Raw genomic sequence first — 17,604 nt, forward strand, 5'->3', positions numbered from 1 at the left:
GTATCCCCGAGACCGCGTTCAAAGAGAGCTTCCGGCGACTGCGTAGTCGACTTGGAAACGTGCAATCCTCATCTGCCCAAGCTCACCCTTGACCCGCAAATGCGCAGGATGTGTTGCATAGGCGTCGAGAGCTTCTTGGCTCTCAAATTCGGTGTAAAGGACGACGTCGCAGGCGTAATCGACGCTGCTATGATCGAGACCCACCTCAAGATGAAGCAAGCCCGGAACTTCACCCCGTAGCTCTTCGAAGCGGCTTTGAAGAAATTTCGCCGCTTCGGAGCGATCCTCCTTGGTATCGCCCGCCATATTCCACATCACGATATGCTTGATCATTGTACTACCCCGAAAGCGCGTAGGAGGTTTGGCTGGCATGACGTTGTGCCATTCTAAGGATTAGAGCTTGATCTCGGTCCCGTTCTGCGACGACGATTGAAAAAGCGCTTCCAGGATGCGGTTGATATTGTGGGCCTGATGCACTGGCACGTTTGATGACGCCCCGGACCGGATGGAGTTCGCAAAGGCTGCGGCCTCGCGATCGAAATAGACAGGGTTTCCGATCTCCGCGATTTCGGGCGAGTAGACGGTCTTGCGAACGGCCCAGATCTCGGGAAAGCTCGTCTCGTTCCATTCCGTCCAGCCCTCGGGGAGGCCAGTCTTGCCGGTGCTATAGAGCTTGTAGGAGGCAGGCAGCGGGCGGGAATGCATGACACCCTCCGTCCCGTACGCAGTGATGTCCCAACTTTCGGTCCAGGGCAGCGGATCCCACGACATGAAGTCGATTGTGATCAGCTTGTCGGCGTAATTCAGAATAGCACCAACGGCATCTTCGCGTGCATCCGGCGTCATCACGCCGTCGAACTTGCTGATCCGAGCGTTCACCGACTGCGGCATTCCGAAGTGTAACAGCAAGCGATCGATCGTATGGCAGCCAATCACGTAGAACGCGCCGCCGATGTCGCCGGGTTGGCGCATGTGATCGGTATCCGCTTCTCCATGCGAGCAACCAGCATGCGCTCGAACCTGCAGCACCTTGCCCAGTTGACCGGCTTGGAGGACTTCCTGCATCTTGTCGACCGAAGGCGCGTAGCGCCAGCAATAGCCGACCTGACAGAGCTGCCCGGTTCGCTCTACACATTCCACTAAACGTGACGTATCGACCGATCCTCGACCGGCGGGCTTTTCACAGAGCACAGCCTTGCCTGCTTCCATCGCCTCCATCGCCCAGTCGGCCATCAGGTAGCTCTTAGGATGGATGAGAACCGCGTGCACATCCGGATCGGAGAGAATTTCGTCCTTGGTACGCTTGGCAATCCCCATGGCCTCAACGAATGGATCAAGAAGCGGACTCGCATCGTAGGCGCCTAAAACCTTCGCGTTCGGCATCCGTTGAAACGCCTTCACCCGGCCCGACGTGTGTGGGTGTGTGATGCCGAGGCAAGCGATTCCAAATGTGGTTTCGTTTCCGATAGCGTAGGACATGACCGTTATCTCCCTTCCTGCATTTGTATTAGACGGCGACAGCGCGGCCGGTTCGCGCGGATTCAACTGCGCATTCGGCGAGGCGTAAAGCCAGCACACCATCACGGACAGTTGTCGGCATTGGCTTGTCGCCATGGATTGCATCGATGAAAGCGTCCATCTCAGCGCGATACGCCTGTGCATAACGCTCAAGGAAGAAGTTCAGCAATGGCTCGCGGGCATCGGTCAACTCTGCCGTGGTCACGCGCATTGTGGTAGGACGAAGGTTGTCCTGTGTCAGCATGCCGATCGAACCGAGCACTTCGACACGCTGGTCATAGCCATAAACGGCTTCACGGCAATTGTTTATGTGTGCTTGTTTGCCGCTTGCGGTCTGCAAAACCACCATCACCGTATCGTAATCGTTATACTGGACCAGAAGATCCGGATCGACCAGACGAGAACCAACGGCGGTTACAAGCACGGGTTCTTCGCCGAGAAGCCAGCGGGCCATGTCCAGGTCATGAATTGTCATGTCCCTGAAGATGCCGCCGGAGGTTTTGACGTAAGCAGGCGGCGGCATTCCGGGATCGCGGCTGGAGATGACCACCTGGCGAACATCGCCGATACGCCCGGCGTCGATGGCGCGGCGCATTTCGGCGAAAGTGCTGTCGAAGCGGCGATTGAAGGCCAGCATCACCTTGCCACCGGCACGCTCCACCGCGACGGCGGCGGCCTCGCTCTTGGCAATGTCAAGGTCGATAGGCTTCTCGCAAAGTACCGCTTTACCGAGTTCGATGGCCTTCATCATGAAGCCGACATGGGTGTCTGTCGGGGTGCCGATGACGATCGCATCGATATCTGATCGCTCGATCGCCGCCATGGCGTCCGTCATCGCCTCGGCGCCGTATCCGTCCGCTACCGGCTGGGCGGCATCTGCGAAAGGATCGGCGACGGCCACCAACGTGGCTTTTGGATTTGCGGCCACGCTGGCCGCGTGAATCTTACCTATGCGTCCTGCGCCGAGAACTGCAATTCTTACCATTTTCAAGTCCTTGATGTTTTCGTATTGGACGCTGTTTGCGCAGCGGCAGATTGGTTAATCCGCAGGCAGTTCAACAGCCTGAAACTGCTGCATCGTCGTGTCAAAAGCCTGCTGCGCAGCGATCTCCAAGGGGAGGTGTCGGTGATAGGCAGAGATCACTTCGACGCCCCAGTAGCCATTATATCCTACATCGAGAATGGCCTGGATCTGAGAAGGGATGTCGATCGAGCCTTCGCCACACAGACGACGGTAATGGGTGGAATCGTTGAAGAGCGAGCCGAGCACTTCTGGACCTGCGTCGTCGAGTTCGACTGCTCGCAGAAATTCGAGGGGAATCTGCCTTATATCGTCGGCTGTCATGCCGCCTCGCTGAATGTGCCACGTATCAACCAGCAGGCCGCCATTCGTCGTGCCGATCCCATCAAAGAGCGCCAGCCCGCGCTTGATGGTGTTGATGCTGGCGAAGGGCAGAAACTCGATGACGATATCGATGCCAAGTGGCGCGGCCCGTTCGCAGATCGTGGCAAGCGCACTTCGCATGACCGGCATATCCGGCTCGCCCTCTTCGAAGACCCCGCCGCCAATCTTGATCTTCTTGACACCAAGTTCGGCGCCGACGTCAAGCAAGCGATCATAGGCGGCATCCGACGCGAGACGCTTCTCGCCGGCAAGATGCCAGTCTACAAGAAACTCGAGTTCTACATGACGAATGCCATTGTCCGAAAAAATCTGGCGCACGGTCGGCAAGCCGTATCGGCCAATCGAAGCATTCATGTCGTCAAGGACGAACCCCATGCCCCGCCAGCCGACCCTGCCGCAAACCTCAGCGCGATCCTTCAAAGAGAAGGGGCTGATCTCGCTCGGTGAGCCCGGATGCACGGCGCCGCTGACTGTCCAGTAGCTGGCGCAGAGTTCGATATCTTTAGTCTTCATTTCAGCGGCCTTTCTTATGCCGATTGCTACCCCTAGCGCGCTCGCACCTTGGGAAAATTGCGTCAGAAGCTCTGGTGGCCGGTGGCCCGTTCGATCAGCTTGTCGATTGATACGGCCAGGACAAGCATCAGCCCGGTGACTATCAGTCGAACTTCGTTTTCGACGCCCATCAGATTCAAACCATTGCCGACGGTTCCGATGACGAGCGCACCCAGCAACGCGGCATGGATTGAACCGCGGCCGCCAAATAGGCTGACACCACCGATAACCGCCGCTGCGATAGACTCAAGCAGCAGGGTGCCGCCTCCGACGCCGCCACCAGAGAAAACACCGACACCGAGTGTGCGGGACGCCCCGATGATGCCGGCCAGAGCCGCGATCCCGCCAGCGATCGCAAAGGCAGCCATCTTGATGGTTGAAACCTTGATGCCCGCGCGCCGAGCTGCCTCTTCGTTGTTACCGACAGCGTAGAGGTAAAGTCCGAACCGCGTGCTGTTTAGGACGTAGCCGCCAACACCCAGCAAGACAGCGACGATCAGGACTACGAGCGGGATACCTTGATGGGATATCAGGATCGCCACGACAACAGCCCCGAAAGCGGCAGCAGCGGCGATCGGCATGACGACGCTCTGCATGAAGGGCGCCTGCAAACCGGCCCTTTGCCGACGCGCGACATCTGACACCACCAGACCCGCATAGGCGAGAATGCCGAGGACGAGAGCGAGCCAGGCCCAAACGCCGCTGATGTTTGTAAGGGCGATCATTTCGATGCCGGTCTGCTGTAGGCCATAGCGGGCGGTTGCAGGGAGTAGCATCAATTGAAGACCGTTCAACGCCAGTCCGAGCCCGAGCGTCACCACGAACGACGGAACCCCGACAAAGGTGACCCAACGCGCCGAGCAACTGCCGATGGCAGCCCCGATCAGGATGGCGACGGGAACGGCAATCCAGGGCGATACGCCAAATTCGACGATGAATTTCGCCATCAGCACGGAGGTCACGCCGTTGATGGCCGCGATCGAGAGGTCGATCTCTTTCACCAACAGAACGAACATCAAGCCCAATGCCATGATGCCGACGACGGTACTTTGTATCAACAGGTTCGAGAGGTTTCGCGACGTAAGGAACACGTCGCTTTGTGAGGCAAAGAAGAACCCAAGCGCAACAAGCCCGATGACGATCGGCAGCGCGCGCAAGTCGTTGGAAAGAAGTTCGCCAAAGCTTCGGCGTGGGCGCTTTGCGGGCACCTCCGCGATAATGATGTTGGCCATCGGAATTTCCCTCGAATATGTGGAGACTTTGCAGTCAGCCCGCAAGATTGACGCCTTCATTGCCCCCGACCATCGCGTTCACGACCTGCTCGCCGGTGACATCCTTGGATTTGAAGCTGGCGACGTTGGTTCCAAGACGCATGACTTCAATACGGTCAGTCGCGTTTACGACGAAGTGGTGAATATCGTGACTGACGATAACGATGCCGAGACCCTGATCGGCCAGCGTTCGAATAAGCGTCGCGACACCCTCTGCGGCGGAATGACTAAGTGCAGCCGTGGGCTCGTCGAGGATAACAACCTTGGGCGTTTCGAGAATTGATCGCGCGATGGCAATGTTCTGACGTTGCCCTCCCGACATCGCGCCGACAGGCCGCGTCAGCGAGAGATTGCCAAGCCGCATCCGTGTGAGCAGCTCGCGTGCGCGAACCTCGCATTCGGCACGCCGGATACGTCCGCCTCCCCACCAGGACCCCGTCATCTCGCGGCCCAGGAAGAGGTTCTGCACGGCGTCAAGATTGCTGCACAGTGAAAGATCCTGGTACACCGTTTGAATGCCGAGTGCCGTTGCGTCGGTCGGCTTCTTCACCTGGACGGATTTGCCTTCGAAAAGATATTCGCCTGAGTCCGCGGCGTGGACGCCAGCCATCACCTTAACCAGCGTGGATTTACCTGCGCCATTGTCTCCGACGAGGGCCACGATCTCTCCGGGATAGACTTCAACAGATGCGCCGCGCAGCGCATGCAGAGATCCGAAATGTTTTTGGATATTGCGAAGCGAAACCAGTGGGGTCGCGCCGCTGCGAGCTGCGCTCGGCTGCTCGGCTGCCAGTGCTGTCATTAATCAATCCTCCCAAGATTGATAGGGGCGGCAGAGCCTCCGCCCCCATCTCGCTTACATATTAGCCTTGCAAACCTCGGTGTCCTCGACGCCTTGGCAAATTTCCTTCCAGGTCCAAACGCCCTTGCTCACCACCTCGCCGAGATTGTCGATAGTGATGTTTTCGACAGGCAGCAGGACGGCCGGGACATCCATGAACCCGTTGTTCACCTTGCCATTGACGATTTCCTTCGGAACGCCTTTGCCATCTAGGATCGATGCAACGACCTTGGCGGCTTCGGTCGCTTCGACCTTGAGGTCCTTCAGGACGGAATTGTCTTGCCACCCTTGGGCAACGTAGCGCAGTGCCTCGACGGTCGCATCCTGTCCGCCGGTGACGACCTTGTCACCCGGTTTGAAACCCTGACTGATTAGCGCGGCTACCGAGCCACCGGTCGTGCCGTCATTCATGCCGAGGAAGACGTCGACGTCGCCGCCGTTTTTGGTCAAGCAGTCTTCTGCAAATGACTGAGCTACAGTTGGATCCCAATTTTGTGTGTACTGCTCGCAAACAACCTGAACTTTACCGGAAGCAATGAGGGGCTTCAGAAACTCGTCCTGACCTTTCTCATACTGTCCTGTGCCGTATTCGCCCTGGTTTCCTTTGATGCGGGCCACCTTGACCGGCGACTTTTCAATTTTGTTGATCATTTCAGCTGCGCGCTTCCCCTGGGCCTGACCCACAGCAAGTGAGTCAAATACGATATGAGCTTCTGCCTTGCCGCCAACGGCATCGTGGTCGTAGAGCACGACCGGGATGTTAGCTGCCTGGGCAGCAGCAAGTCCGCCTGCGATAAGGTTGGCGTCTGCCGATGTCAGCAGGATCAATTTCGCGCCCTGGGAAATCGCGTCTTCGATTTGACGTTGCTGCTGCTGCGGATCACCCTGCGCGTTCTGGACAACGACCTGAGCATTCGGAGCAGCCGTCTTCATGGCTTCAACGAAAAATGGTGCGTCTCGGCTTTCGAAACGGATGGTCGTGGTGTTGGGCAGCAGGAAGAAAACCTTCCCCGCATCTTGCGCATATGCTGCCCCTGCGAGCAACGTCGTCGTGGCCAAAAGCGTCGTAAATATACCTCTCATGCCATCATCCTCCCTTGATATCTGCATGTTGGTGATCTGTCGCCGCAAGTGAATGCGACAGTGATCAACCTCTAACAGTTACCCAGGATGAGACAAAGTTGTCATTTTGGGAAACATTGTTGCGAAAATTGCAAAAATGCTCATACCGTCCAGATGGCTTCGAAATCGTTCATACGGAAACGTTCGGCCAAGAAATTTATGAACAGACGGGTCCTGACGGGGACAAATGACTTGCTGGGGTAGGCGATATTCATCGTAAGTCGGGGCAAATCCCAGTTGTCCAGCACCCTTACCAGACGGCCTTTATCTAAATCATCTTGAATGATGTATGTCGGCTGGGCCAGTATACCCAGGCCGTCTCGCGCGGCCTGGCAAATCAACTGTCCATCATTCGCCAGTATACCACCGTCCACCTTGATGACGACAGCATCCTCTCCCTTGCAAAAATGGAATTCATTCCAATTGTCGGCGAGCGTGTACAAGATCAAATCATGTTCGAGTAAATCATGAGGATGGGTGGGTATGCCGCGTCGTTCCAGATATTGTGGAGAGGCAGCTAGAAGTCGACGTGTCTCGCCCAGTCGCCGAATGGTAATCGAGCTATCGGCTTCAACCCGGCGGGTGCGGATCGCAAGATCCAAGCCATTCTCGATGATGTCATAGTATCGGTTGGACGAAACAATCTCGATTGACACGGCTGGATAGAGTTGCCGGAATTGCGCCACGACGGGCATCAAATGCAGCAGGGAAAACGACAGGGATGCCCCAATACGCAACCGTCCCGTGGGCGCGTGTGAACGAGCCGTGACGTTCCCTTCCGCCGCTTCCCAAGTGGCAAGGAGATCGCGCGCATCTGTGAAAAGCGCCTCTCCTTCGCTGGTGAGGCTCAACTGACGTGTTGATCGCTGGATAAGCCGGGCACCAAGCCGGGCCTCAAGGTTCATGAGATGTCGGCTGATGGCGGAAACAGACAAATTCAGGGCCCGTGCCGCGTTCGTCAGGCTTTTCTCTTCGGCGATTTTGACGAACACCTGAAACTCGGTCCAGCGATCCATGTTGGCTTCCAGATGCAAACGATATTCAGCAGGTACTTTGCATTTTTGGATTGTGACATAGCAAGGCAAATTGCGTGAGCGTTGTAGGAAGTGCCTCCTGTGCGCAATTGACACGTTCGAATCTGTAACAGGTCAAGCTTGAAGTCAGAGATGTTTACGAGGCAGTGCTGCTTGAGCAAACGCCGCCGAACGACGTGTTGGCGTCCGCAAGCTGAAACGCCATGATCCCAGCAGTAAGTTCCTCTCATCTAAAAGCGAGAAATTGGCCAGCAGTATGATCGCGGCCGACAATCCGCAGAGCCGTATTTCCCTCTCTGTGGTTTCCCCCGGTTACCATGCGTGGCATCGAGGTCGGCGAGGATCGAGAATAGAGGAGCTTATGAAGGCGGCCAAATTGCCCGCCACTGCAGCGCATTGCGGAGTCAACCTCGGACAAAGACGATGCAGTGGCCGATCGGTGGGATTCGTCAGAGCGTGTCGTTCAGACCTCCGTCCACCCGCATTGAAGCGCCGGTCGTTGCGGATGCCAAGGGCGATGCCAGGTAGGTCACGAGATTTGCGATTTTCTCGACGCTCGCAGTGCGTTGAATGATCGAGCTTTGGGTGTCGGGTCCGCTACCTTTGCGAACAATGCGAGTCTTGGTCCAGGCAGGGGTAGAGGGAGAGGGCTGCAACCTCCACGTTTGTCAACGTTCCAATGGGGATTGACGCCTTTGGGCACTCTGTTCGCAACTGTCGGCGCGCTCAGATCGGCGGGTTCCCCGCCGCGACCTCCAATACGGTTGTGGAGGTGTGAAGACGCAAATTCGCGCATTCACACCTCACTTAGTTAAATTGGGCGGACGTTTTCAGCTTTGGATTTACCCGTCTTGCGATCCTGCCCGACGTCGTAATTCACTCGTTGCCCTTCGCGTAGCGAGCCGCCGCTCTGAAGTGCAGACACATGGACGAATACATCGGTACCGCCATTCTCGGGTGTGATGAATCCAAATCCCTTGTCTTCGTTGAAGAATTTTACGGTACCAGTCGCCATTTTGAATCCCTGTTTCCTGTGCAGGCGGTGCTGCTGCAGGCAGAATAGATTTCGCATGGCCTAACCGCAACCTCCGGACACCGTATTCAGTCGCAGAATTGATCGGGGTTGTTGCCTGATCTTGGTGTCCTTACCGCTGACTCAGCGGGGCACTCCTGCCAGAGCCAACCATTGACGCGAGGCAAGCCCATATGGATATATTCAGCCGCCGGTAGAAGTCGAACGCTCCGGCATTAGGGTTCCTTGCGAAGATCAGCTGCAGGGGCCCTAATGTCCGGATTGCGTGCGATCATGCCTTGGTTACGATGGCACCGGCGCGATTGAGCGTCAAACCGGCATGACCTATACCGCTGACTTCATCACTGAGCTTTTCCGCGCCCCAAATGCGGTCGAGAAGCTCACCATGTCCGAAAAGGGCGGTTGCTCGTGCGGGCCAAATATGTTCCATAAATCATCGTTATGACCACACCGATTGAGTTCGCGGGTCTGCAGTTCGGTCCTCGTTAAGGCATGCAACCCGTGGCAAGTCCGACCGAATGTGGGAGTAAACTCCGCAAAAGCAACGCTGCGCGCCCTTCCGACTCCGTCTATAACCCACACCCTAAGTGGATTTCGCCCGCGATGCGTCGAGCAAGGTTGGGGTTCCCGCCCGGTAGACGACCGTGGGCGATCGCTCCCAGGAACCGCAGGTGGTATCAGGTCCAGCAGGCATCTAGATTTGATTCCGAATCGTCATAACTTGCAACCCATCAGGCTTCCCAAAAGGGTTTGATTGCCGCTTGCATCAAAGGCCTTGCAAGCCGGGGCGGGCGCACCCCTCGACCCTCGATGAGGTTGTGGAGGATTCGGACAGAGCCATCCGATGCTCGCCACCTTCCGCCCAGAACGCTTGATAGCGCAGGAGAGTCTCGCTCCTCCCACCCCCGCCAGCGCCCACAAGGGCACGGGTTCGGCACCACGCATTTCGCAGCGACATGACCTATACGGACCGGACACCCGAAGTTACAAGGAGGATGTTGGAGGGATCCTGTTTTTAAGATCGCGAAGGGTAAAATGGTTCGGAAACCGGCGACTTTGAAAGATGTAGCGGCGCTGGCGAATGTGTCGCGCGCAACGGCGGCCCGTGCCCTGAACAGCTACGGCTATGTTGGTGACGAAACCGGCCGCAAGGTTCAGGCTGCTGCGGAAACCCTCGGCTATCGCGGCAATCGCCTCGCGCAGGCGTTACGCGGTGGGCGGTTGCCCGTCATCGGCTGCATCCTCGGGGATATTCAGAATCCCTTTTTCGCCCGAATCGCGCACGATATCGAAGTTCTATGCCGTGAGTGCGGGCACAACCTCGTGATCGCCAGCAGCGAAGAAGAACTTGAGCAAGAGATCTCGCTGCTCGCGAGTCTTCAGTCTTTGGGCATTCGTGGATTCATTGTCGCTCCGGCGTCCGCCGAGGGCAATTCGCACCTTCAGCGGTTGACCGCTGAACATGTGCCGATCGTAATGGTTGATCGTGTCGCGGAAGATGTCGAATGCGATAGTGTCGCTGTCGACAACGAGGGCGGGGCACGCAAGGCCGTTGACTATCTTATTGGCATGGGCCACCACCGCATCGGTCTATTGCAGGATAATGCGCGCATTTTTACATCACGCGAACGCATGAATGGCTATCACGCTGCGCTTTCTGCAAATGACATTAAAGCCAACGATAGGATAGTCTCCGTTTCTCAGTCGACGGTAGAGCATGCGGTCGACGCGACTATCCGATTGTTTAGCCAGAAGACCCCTCCCACAGCCCTTTTCACGGTTGATAGCTTGATGACCCAAGGCGCGCTTTTGGCCTTCCGCTCCATGGGCATTTCCATACCTTATGACGTTTCCCTGATCGGATTCGACGACTTCAACTTAGCCACGTTCACCGATCCGCAGATAACCGTCGTCTCACAGCCCGTGTCTGAAATCGGTCGTACGGCCGCCCGGCTGTTGTTCGACAGACTCTCGGGGAAAAGCAACGACATGCAAAAAATACGCTTTGAAACCAAGCTGGTAGTCCGAGGCTCCGTGAGCCATCGAAGCGGCCGTTAAGCGCCGGATATACTATTCCAAAAATTATTTTGAGTGCTACTTGCCAGCCCACGACTCTTGTGCGTTAAATATATGTGAGATCGATCTCACATTGTTTCAAAGATCATTTGTGCAGGCACGCCATCGCGCTTTGAAAGCGATTTCGCGGAGCGCAAAACGGGAAGGTCCTTATGCTCAACTTCGATAGAGATCGCTTTGTGAAGATACAAAGCGGCGCAGTCGCAATCGCTGACGACGTGCGCACCCTGATGCGCGATCTGCTCAGCGACGGGCTGGAGCGCATTTTTTTCATGGGCACCGGCGGCGTGCAGTTCCTCACCCAACCGGCCATTGAGCTTGCCCGCGGTTCAACGGTTTTTCCGGTTTCCGCGGCGTATTCCGCTCAAGTCGTCCTGGAGCCGCCGGCCGGTCTCAATGAAAAGGCGCTGGTCGTCCTGCCCTCGCTGTCGGGCACGACCAAGGAAAGCGTACAGTTGCTTGCCTTCCTCAAGGAACGCGGCGTGAAGACCCTGTCACTGACCGGTCACAAGGATACGCCGCTCGGCCGTGACGCCGACTACAACTTCACGAACTTTGCCGAAGATGACACTTCCTCTGAATCGTTTTACCTGCAAACCCTGATTATTGTGCTCGCACTTCTCGCCGAGCGCGGTGAGTATCCCGATTTCGACGCGACGGTCGCGGAGTTCAGACTGCTGCCGGAACTGCTGGTTTCAGTGAAGGAAAGCTACGAAGCGAACGCCGCCTCCCTCGCCAATGAAATCAAGGACGAGACCTACCACATATTCACCGGTGCAGGGTCTGTTTGGCCGGAAGCCCATTACTACGGAATGTGCATCCTTGAGGAGATGCAGTGGATCCGCACCCGTCCAGTCCAAGCGTCCGACTTCTTCCACGGCACGCTGGAACTGGTCGAGCCAGGGGTCAGCCTGTTCATCTTCAAGGGCGAGGATGCATTCCGGCCGCTCACCGACCGGGTGGAAAATTTCGCAAAGCGCTACACGGATAAGGTGCGCGTCATCGATGCGGCGTCAGCTGGCCTTCCGGGCATTTCCGCTAGGACCCGCCGCCTGATTTCCCCAGTCATCCTAGCGACGATGCTGGAACGCTTGAGCGCCCATCTGGAAGTCCTGCGCGATCATCCCTTGACGACGCGTCGCTACTACAAACGTGTCGAATACTAAGGCTTCCCCGGTCCGGCGATAGCCCCGGATCGGATTTTCAGCGTTTTGCATGCCCCCTAAGAAGCGAAGATAACAGAGAGGAACTGCGACATGAAAACCAACACGTTTCTAAGCACAACGAGCCTCGGGTCTCTCGTTGTGGCCGCATTCGCCATAGGCGGCGTCAGCCCCGCTTACGCAGCCGACTCCGTCGTGGCCGACCCCAATGCGGCGGTCGAATACTCGGGCACGATCAGCGTGCTGACCAAATTCGGCCTGCAGCAGCTTTCTCCGTTCTTCGTCAAAGCGGCGCAGGAATACGAAAAGCTTCATCCCGGCGTGAAGGTTGAACTCATCCAGGAGAGCGACGACAGTGTGAAGGGTAAAACGAAGGCCCTGGTCGCGTCTAATTCACTGCCGGACGTCTATTTCACCTGGACAGGCAGTTGGGGCGAGAATTTCGTGCGCGGCAACCGGGCTGTCGACCTGACGCCGGTCATCGGCCCGGACACCGAATGGGGCAAGACGCTCGCCCCGGCAGCCGTCTCTGCCTTCCAGTACAACGGCAAGCTCTACGGCATCCCGCTCTACCTCGACGCGAAGTTCATGGGCTACAACAAGAGCCTATTCGAAAAGGCGGGCGTTTCCGAACCGAAGAGCTTTGAGGAGTTGCTAAGCGCCTGCGCGACGCTTCGCAAGTCCGACGTCACGCCGGTTTCCTTCGGCAACAAAGAAGGCTGGCCCGGTGTTCATTATGCGGGGCAACTGCTCGCCTACAATGTGCCGCAGGCGACCCTCGAAAAGGACTTTGTCCCGGCCACGGCCGAATTTGCCGATCCCGGCTATGTCGTCAGCCTGACGCAGTTCAAGAATTTGATCGACCAATGCTCGGACGGCGCCGGAACGAACGGTTCCTCCTATGCCTCCGCCATACAGCAGTTCGGTAGCGGCAAGGCGGCAATGTATTATCAGGAGATCATCGAATTCGACCAGAGCACGGTAGAAGGTGCATTGAAGCGGGAGGACTTTGCATTCTTCAAGCTGCCGGCGCCGAAGGATGCCAAGGGTGACGTCAAATCCATCGAGGGGGCGCCGGAAGGCTATATGATCAGCGCGGCTTCCAAGAACATTCCACTCGCGATCGACTTCATGCGGTTCGCTACGTCTCCTGAAAACGGCAGGGTCCTGTCGGCTCCGCCCTACGGCCAACCGAGCGCGACGGTCGGCGGTTATTCCGCCGAAACCATGAACCCGGCCGTCGTCGACGGACTGAAGGTGATCGCTGACTCCTCCTATCTCATGCCGTGGCTGGATACGGCAAATCCACCGCGCGTGGCCGCCGCCTGGCTATCCGGTCTTCAAGCGCTGGTCGGCGGCACTATGACCCCGGAAGAGGTCATGCAACGGGTCAAGGAAGCGGCAGCTTCGTCCAAGTAGGATAGGGCTCGCAATGGCGGTCATGAAACAACAACACAAGGGTGAAGCCGCCAAAATCGGCTTCACTCGGTCGAGCCGGTCGGAAAATGACCGGCTCGGCACGGTAACCGGGATCCTGTCGTTCCGCTGGGTCCTGATTGCCTTCGTCCTGATCCTCTGGTTCGTCTATTATCCGATCTTCGACAATTTCCTCGTCAGTACAAAGAACCAGGATATCTTCACCGGCGAGACCGCTTTCATCGGACTGGACAATTACCGGCGCCTGCAGGGTGATCCGGTCGTCTGGACGGCGATCGTCAACAACACGCTCTACGCCGTCATCTCGGTCATCTTCCAGGTTTTCGGTGCCTTCGTTCTCGCTGCCCTCATCGAGGGGCTGAGCGAGGAGAAATGGCGCCGGTTCTGGCGTGCCGTCTACTTCGTGCCCTCGGCCATCTCGATCACCGTGACCGGCCTCCTGTTTTATTTCATCTATCAACCGGACATCGGGCTTCTGGATTCGGCACTTACGCATATATGGCTTGCGGACTGGTCGCGCGCCTGGCTTGGCGAGGAGCAGACGGCAATCTACGCCATCATCGCCATGAGCCAGTGGCAGGGTTTTGGTTATTCAACACTGTTGTTCGCCATCGCCATCCAGAAGATCCCGCGGGAACTCTACGACGCCGCGATCATGGACGGGGCAGGGACCTGGCGCCGCCTGTGGAACATCACCTTTCCGCTCACCCGCGAAATGACCGGCCTGATGGTGATTGTCACGATCACCGGCGCGTTCCAAGTCTTCAACGAGGTCATGGTCATGACCGGCGGCGGCCCCAACAACAGCAGCCAGGTACTGGGGACTTGGCTTTACCAGCAGGGTTTCATCGAAAACGACTTCGGTTATGGCGCGGCCATCGCGTCGGTCATCTTCGTCATCACGCTCCTGACCGGCTTAGCGCAACTTTGGTACACCAAGAGACGGAGGGTTGACCTGTGAGCGTCGCCTATCAACCGCGGGAAACCGAACGCACGGACTTCGTCGCCGTGCTGGCGAAAGTCTGCCTCGTCACCTTCCTCTTCACCCTCGGCGTCGTCGTCCTCTATCCGCTGTTCTGGATGGCACTGAACGGCTTCAAGACCAATTCCGAGATCTTCGGCAACCCGTTTGCGCTGCCGAGCGGCCTCAGTGTGACGAACTACATCTCCGCCTGGAACCAGGGCATCCGGAACTATATCGCGACCAGCGTCATCGTCACTCTCGGATCGGCCGTCTGCACAGTGCTGGTCAGCGCTTGGACCGCCTATGGCTTAACCCGGTCGAAACTGCCGGGAAAGCCGTTCTTCGTCGGCATCGTGCTCGGCGGCCTCATGCTGAGCCCGACGGTCGCGGTCATTCCACTTGTGCGCATGATGCAGGAATTGGGCCTCTACAACACCTATTGGGCGCTGATCATCCTCTACACTGCCTTCCGCATTCCCTTCACGACCTTCCTCATACGCGCCTACATGCTCGGACTGCCCCGCGACCTGGACGAAGCCGCCGTTATGGACGGCGCCAGCGAGGGCCAGATCTTCTGGCGGGTGACGCTGCCGCTGTGCAAGCCGATCCTGATCTCCTGCGTGATCCTGCACGTGCTCTTCGCGTGGAACGAGTATCTCTTCGCGATGATCTTCACCAGCGGCGCGGACCTCCAGACGCTGCCCGTCGGCCTCACCTCCATCATGGCGAAGCATGGGACGAACTATGCCGTCGTTTTCGCGGCGATGACGCTCTCGGCGCTTCCGATCGTTATCACCTTCTTTGCGGCCCAGCGCTTTTTCATTCGTGGACTGGCCGAAGGCATCGGGAAATAGGATGTGGACCCTGTTGAGACGGAAGGCGGAATAAGCATGACGAATTTCAAGCTGATTGCCGTCGGTGACAATTGCCTCGACGCCTACCTCAATAAAGATTTCGTCACCGTGGGAGGCAATGCTCTCAATGTTGCCGTGCAGTGGCGGCGGCAGGGTTTTGATTCTCGTTATTTCGGCGCGCTGGGGCCGGACGAAGAAGCGGAGATCATGTTTCGCGCCGTGGAGGAGGCGGGCCTCATCCCCGCCGATATCGAAATACGGCCCGGCGCTTCGGCGGTGACGCTGCTGACCGACGATGCCGGCGAGCGGCGCTTTCTTCTCGAATCCCTCGGTGTCGGCGAGAACTATGTTCCGAACCCGGAGCGCTATGAGGCGCTATTGCATGCGGACTGGGTGCATCTTGGCACCAATTCCAGCGAGCAGTTGGTCCGCCGCCTCGTCGCGGATGGAGTGCCGTTTAGCATTGATGTCTCCACGCGGTATTTCGACCTTCCACTTGAAGGCGTGCCGTTGCTTTTCGCCTCCGGACCGGATGATCCGACGGAACCAGTCGAGCCGTTGATCGCCCGGTTCAACGAGGCGGGGGCGCGTCAGGTCGTGATCACCTGCGGGAAGCGCGGATCCTTCTATGACAATGGCAGCGAACTGTTTTGCGCAAACTCGGTACCGGTGACGGTGGTTGACACCTGCGGCGCAGGCGACAGTTTTATTGCCACCTTCCTCGTGTCGCGCTTCCTCGAGGATCGATCGGAGCAAGCCGCCCTGACCCGTTCCGCCGCCAACGCCGCGGAAACCTGCTCCCATCTCGGCGGTTTCCCCCAACCGATCCGGGCGATCCCCCAATGGTTGCTCGACAAATACGATAGCGTCATCCGCACGGCACAGAGGGCTTGAGCATGAACACCATCAAATTGAGGCCGCCCGTCGTGGCGGCGAAGGCGGACCGCTCTTTCTGGCTGCAAAGCATAGACGCGGATGCCGTCACCTCGCCCTTGCAGGGTAGCGCGGATTGCGATGTAGCGATCGTCGGCGGCGGATATGCCGGTCTTTGGACGGCCCTGCGGATCAAGGAGCAGGCCCCGCAGACACGGGTGACGGTTCTTGAAGCTGATTTCTGCGGCTCCGGCGCCTCGGGCCGCAATGGCGGGCAGGTTCATAGCTGGTTTGCGGAAATTGACATGCTGCGTGCACTTGTTGGCGAGGAAAACGCGCTCAGGCTGTGCCGCGCAACGGTCGACGCCATCGAGGAACTGAGCGGCTTGCAAGCCTCAGGCACCATCGACATGGATCTCAGGCTTGACGGCTGGCTGTGGACCGCAAGCTCGACGGCGCAGGAAGGTGCCTGGACGCAAGCCTGCGATTTGTGCCGCGACGTCGGCGAAGAGCGCTTCCGGCCGCTCATGCGCTCCGACATTTTGCGCCGGACCGGTTCCACCGCCTCTTATGTCGGCATCGTCGAGGACAGGGCGGGGACGGTCCAGCCCGCGAAGCTTGCACTGGGCCTACGTCGTCTCGCCCTTTCCAAAGGCATTGTGATTCACGAGCACAGCCCGGTTCTCGAAATTGTCCCGGGAGCCCAACCGCAGCTGCGCACCGCCGGGGGCGTGCTTTGCGCCGGCAAGGTTGTTCTCGCCGCAAACGCCTGGCTGTCGGCCATTCCGGAACTACATCCTTATCTCTATGTGGTCAGCAGCCAAGTCATCGCGACCGCCCCGACGGCCGACATCCTCGAGCGGATAGGTTGGGTTGACGGGGCGTCGATCTGCGATGCTCAGCATCACGTGCTCTACTACCAGCGTACGCCCGCTGGGCAGGTCATCTTTGGGCGGGGCACGGGCGGCATTGCCTATCGCGATCGGATCGATGGTCGCTTCAACCGCAGCGGCGATGCAGGGGCCGACAACATCAGGGAATTGCACCGGGTCTATCCGCAACTCAAGGAAGTGCCCGTCCTCTACGACTGGAGCGGCCCGATCGATTGCACAGCGCAGCACCTACCGATCTTCGGCCATTTGAAGGACCATGCCAACATCTTTTACGCGATGGGGTTCAACGGCACGGGCATCGCGCAAGCGCCTGTCGCAGGACGTATCATGGCGAGCCTCGTCCTCGGACGCGACGATGTTTGGAGCCGTTCCGGGCTGGTCGGCATCGGCAAGCGCACGCGGCTACCGCCCGAGCCTCTGCGCTATGTGGGCGCCAAGGTCGTGCGCCAGGCCATCAGGCGCAAGAACGACCTCGAGATCCTCAACAGGGAGCCGGATCCGCTGACGCGGTTTCTGGCCAGGCTTGCCCCCTGACACGTTGCCTCCAGTGGTGAAATCAAAACAATGG

General features: G+C 58.1%; 18 protein-coding genes. 7 read left to right on the forward strand and 11 right to left on the reverse strand.

The window, feature by feature from the left end:
• Window positions 1-18 precede the first annotated feature (18 nt).
• The 11 genes from QO002_RS29155 to QO002_RS29205 form a co-directional block, all read right to left on the reverse strand.
• Window positions 19-333 (reverse strand): Dabb family protein, encoded by a 315-nt coding sequence (locus QO002_RS29155; protein ID WP_307236677.1) that lies wholly within the window; start codon window positions 331-333, stop codon window positions 19-21.
• A gap of 60 nt (window positions 334-393) precedes the next feature.
• Complete coding sequence (locus QO002_RS29160) at window positions 394-1,623, reverse strand: Gfo/Idh/MocA family protein (RefSeq protein ID WP_307236680.1); 1,230 nt, start codon at window positions 1,621-1,623, stop codon at window positions 394-396.
• Window positions 1,508-2,503 (reverse strand): inositol 2-dehydrogenase, encoded by a 996-nt coding sequence (gene iolG / locus QO002_RS29165; protein WP_307236683.1) that lies wholly within the window; start codon window positions 2,501-2,503, stop codon window positions 1,508-1,510. Before iolG ends, QO002_RS29160 begins: the two co-directional genes overlap by 116 nt.
• Before the next feature lie 54 nt (window positions 2,504-2,557).
• Window positions 2,558-3,436 (reverse strand): sugar phosphate isomerase/epimerase family protein, encoded by an 879-nt coding sequence (locus QO002_RS29170; protein WP_307236686.1) that lies wholly within the window; start codon window positions 3,434-3,436, stop codon window positions 2,558-2,560.
• A 62-nt stretch (window positions 3,437-3,498) separates the two neighbouring features.
• Window positions 3,499-4,707: a sugar ABC transporter permease gene (locus QO002_RS29175; protein WP_307236688.1), complete on the reverse strand. Its 1,209-nt coding sequence runs from the start codon at window positions 4,705-4,707 to the stop codon at window positions 3,499-3,501.
• Window positions 4,708-4,741: 34 nt separating this feature from the next.
• Entirely contained in the window at window positions 4,742-5,548 is an 807-nt protein-coding gene (locus QO002_RS29180) for an ATP-binding cassette domain-containing protein (protein WP_307236691.1), read from the reverse strand.
• Window positions 5,549-5,602: 54 nt separating this feature from the next.
• Window positions 5,603-6,670, reverse strand: coding sequence for an ABC transporter substrate-binding protein (locus tag QO002_RS29185; RefSeq protein WP_307236695.1), 1,068 nt, complete (start codon window positions 6,668-6,670; stop codon window positions 5,603-5,605).
• A 140-nt stretch (window positions 6,671-6,810) separates the two neighbouring features.
• On the reverse strand, window positions 6,811-7,725 hold the full coding sequence (locus tag QO002_RS29190) for a LysR family transcriptional regulator (RefSeq protein WP_307236698.1): 915 nt from the start codon (window positions 7,723-7,725) through the stop codon (window positions 6,811-6,813).
• 467 nt (window positions 7,726-8,192) lie between these two features.
• Entirely contained in the window at window positions 8,193-8,399 is a 207-nt protein-coding gene (locus QO002_RS31070) for an SDR family oxidoreductase (RefSeq protein ID WP_370878625.1), read from the reverse strand.
• Between the two features lie 155 nt (window positions 8,400-8,554).
• Window positions 8,555-8,758, reverse strand: a complete 204-nt coding sequence (locus QO002_RS29200) for a cold-shock protein (RefSeq protein WP_307235900.1) — start codon at window positions 8,756-8,758, stop codon at window positions 8,555-8,557.
• Between the two features lie 289 nt (window positions 8,759-9,047).
• The gene (locus QO002_RS29205) at window positions 9,048-9,206 is read right to left on the reverse strand and encodes a hypothetical protein (RefSeq protein ID WP_307236701.1); all 159 of its coding nucleotides are present in this window, start codon (window positions 9,204-9,206) and stop codon (window positions 9,048-9,050) included.
• Window positions 9,207-9,811: 605 nt separating this feature from the next.
• On the opposite strand from QO002_RS29205, the gene QO002_RS29210 reads away from it, so the two are divergent.
• From QO002_RS29210 to QO002_RS29240, 7 genes are all read left to right on the forward strand, one after another.
• A complete protein-coding gene (locus QO002_RS29210) occupies window positions 9,812-10,834 on the forward strand; it encodes a LacI family DNA-binding transcriptional regulator (protein ID WP_307236704.1) in 1,023 nt (340 codons plus the stop codon).
• A gap of 170 nt (window positions 10,835-11,004) precedes the next feature.
• Window positions 11,005-12,018: an SIS domain-containing protein gene (locus tag QO002_RS29215; RefSeq protein ID WP_307236707.1), complete on the forward strand. Its 1,014-nt coding sequence runs from the start codon at window positions 11,005-11,007 to the stop codon at window positions 12,016-12,018.
• Window positions 12,019-12,108: 90 nt separating this feature from the next.
• Window positions 12,109-13,434, forward strand: a complete 1,326-nt coding sequence (locus QO002_RS29220; RefSeq protein WP_307236711.1) for an ABC transporter substrate-binding protein — start codon at window positions 12,109-12,111, stop codon at window positions 13,432-13,434.
• Window positions 13,435-13,447: 13 nt separating this feature from the next.
• Complete coding sequence (locus tag QO002_RS29225) at window positions 13,448-14,413, forward strand: carbohydrate ABC transporter permease (RefSeq protein WP_307236714.1); 966 nt, start codon at window positions 13,448-13,450, stop codon at window positions 14,411-14,413.
• Window positions 14,410-15,270 carry a carbohydrate ABC transporter permease gene (locus QO002_RS29230; RefSeq protein ID WP_307236717.1) on the forward strand — a complete coding sequence of 287 codons (861 nt, stop codon included), beginning with the start codon at window positions 14,410-14,412 and terminating at the stop codon, window positions 15,268-15,270. Before QO002_RS29225 ends, QO002_RS29230 begins: the two co-directional genes overlap by 4 nt.
• 36 nt (window positions 15,271-15,306) lie before the next feature.
• Window positions 15,307-16,164, forward strand: a complete 858-nt coding sequence (locus tag QO002_RS29235; protein WP_307236720.1) for a PfkB family carbohydrate kinase — start codon at window positions 15,307-15,309, stop codon at window positions 16,162-16,164.
• A gap of 2 nt (window positions 16,165-16,166) precedes the next feature.
• Complete coding sequence (locus QO002_RS29240; RefSeq protein ID WP_307236723.1) at window positions 16,167-17,570, forward strand: NAD(P)/FAD-dependent oxidoreductase; 1,404 nt, start codon at window positions 16,167-16,169, stop codon at window positions 17,568-17,570.
• Window positions 17,571-17,604: the final 34 nt, after the last annotated feature.

The organism is Pararhizobium capsulatum DSM 1112 (genome assembly GCF_030814475.1).
Lineage (GTDB): Bacteria > Pseudomonadota > Alphaproteobacteria > Rhizobiales > Rhizobiaceae > Pararhizobium > Pararhizobium capsulatum.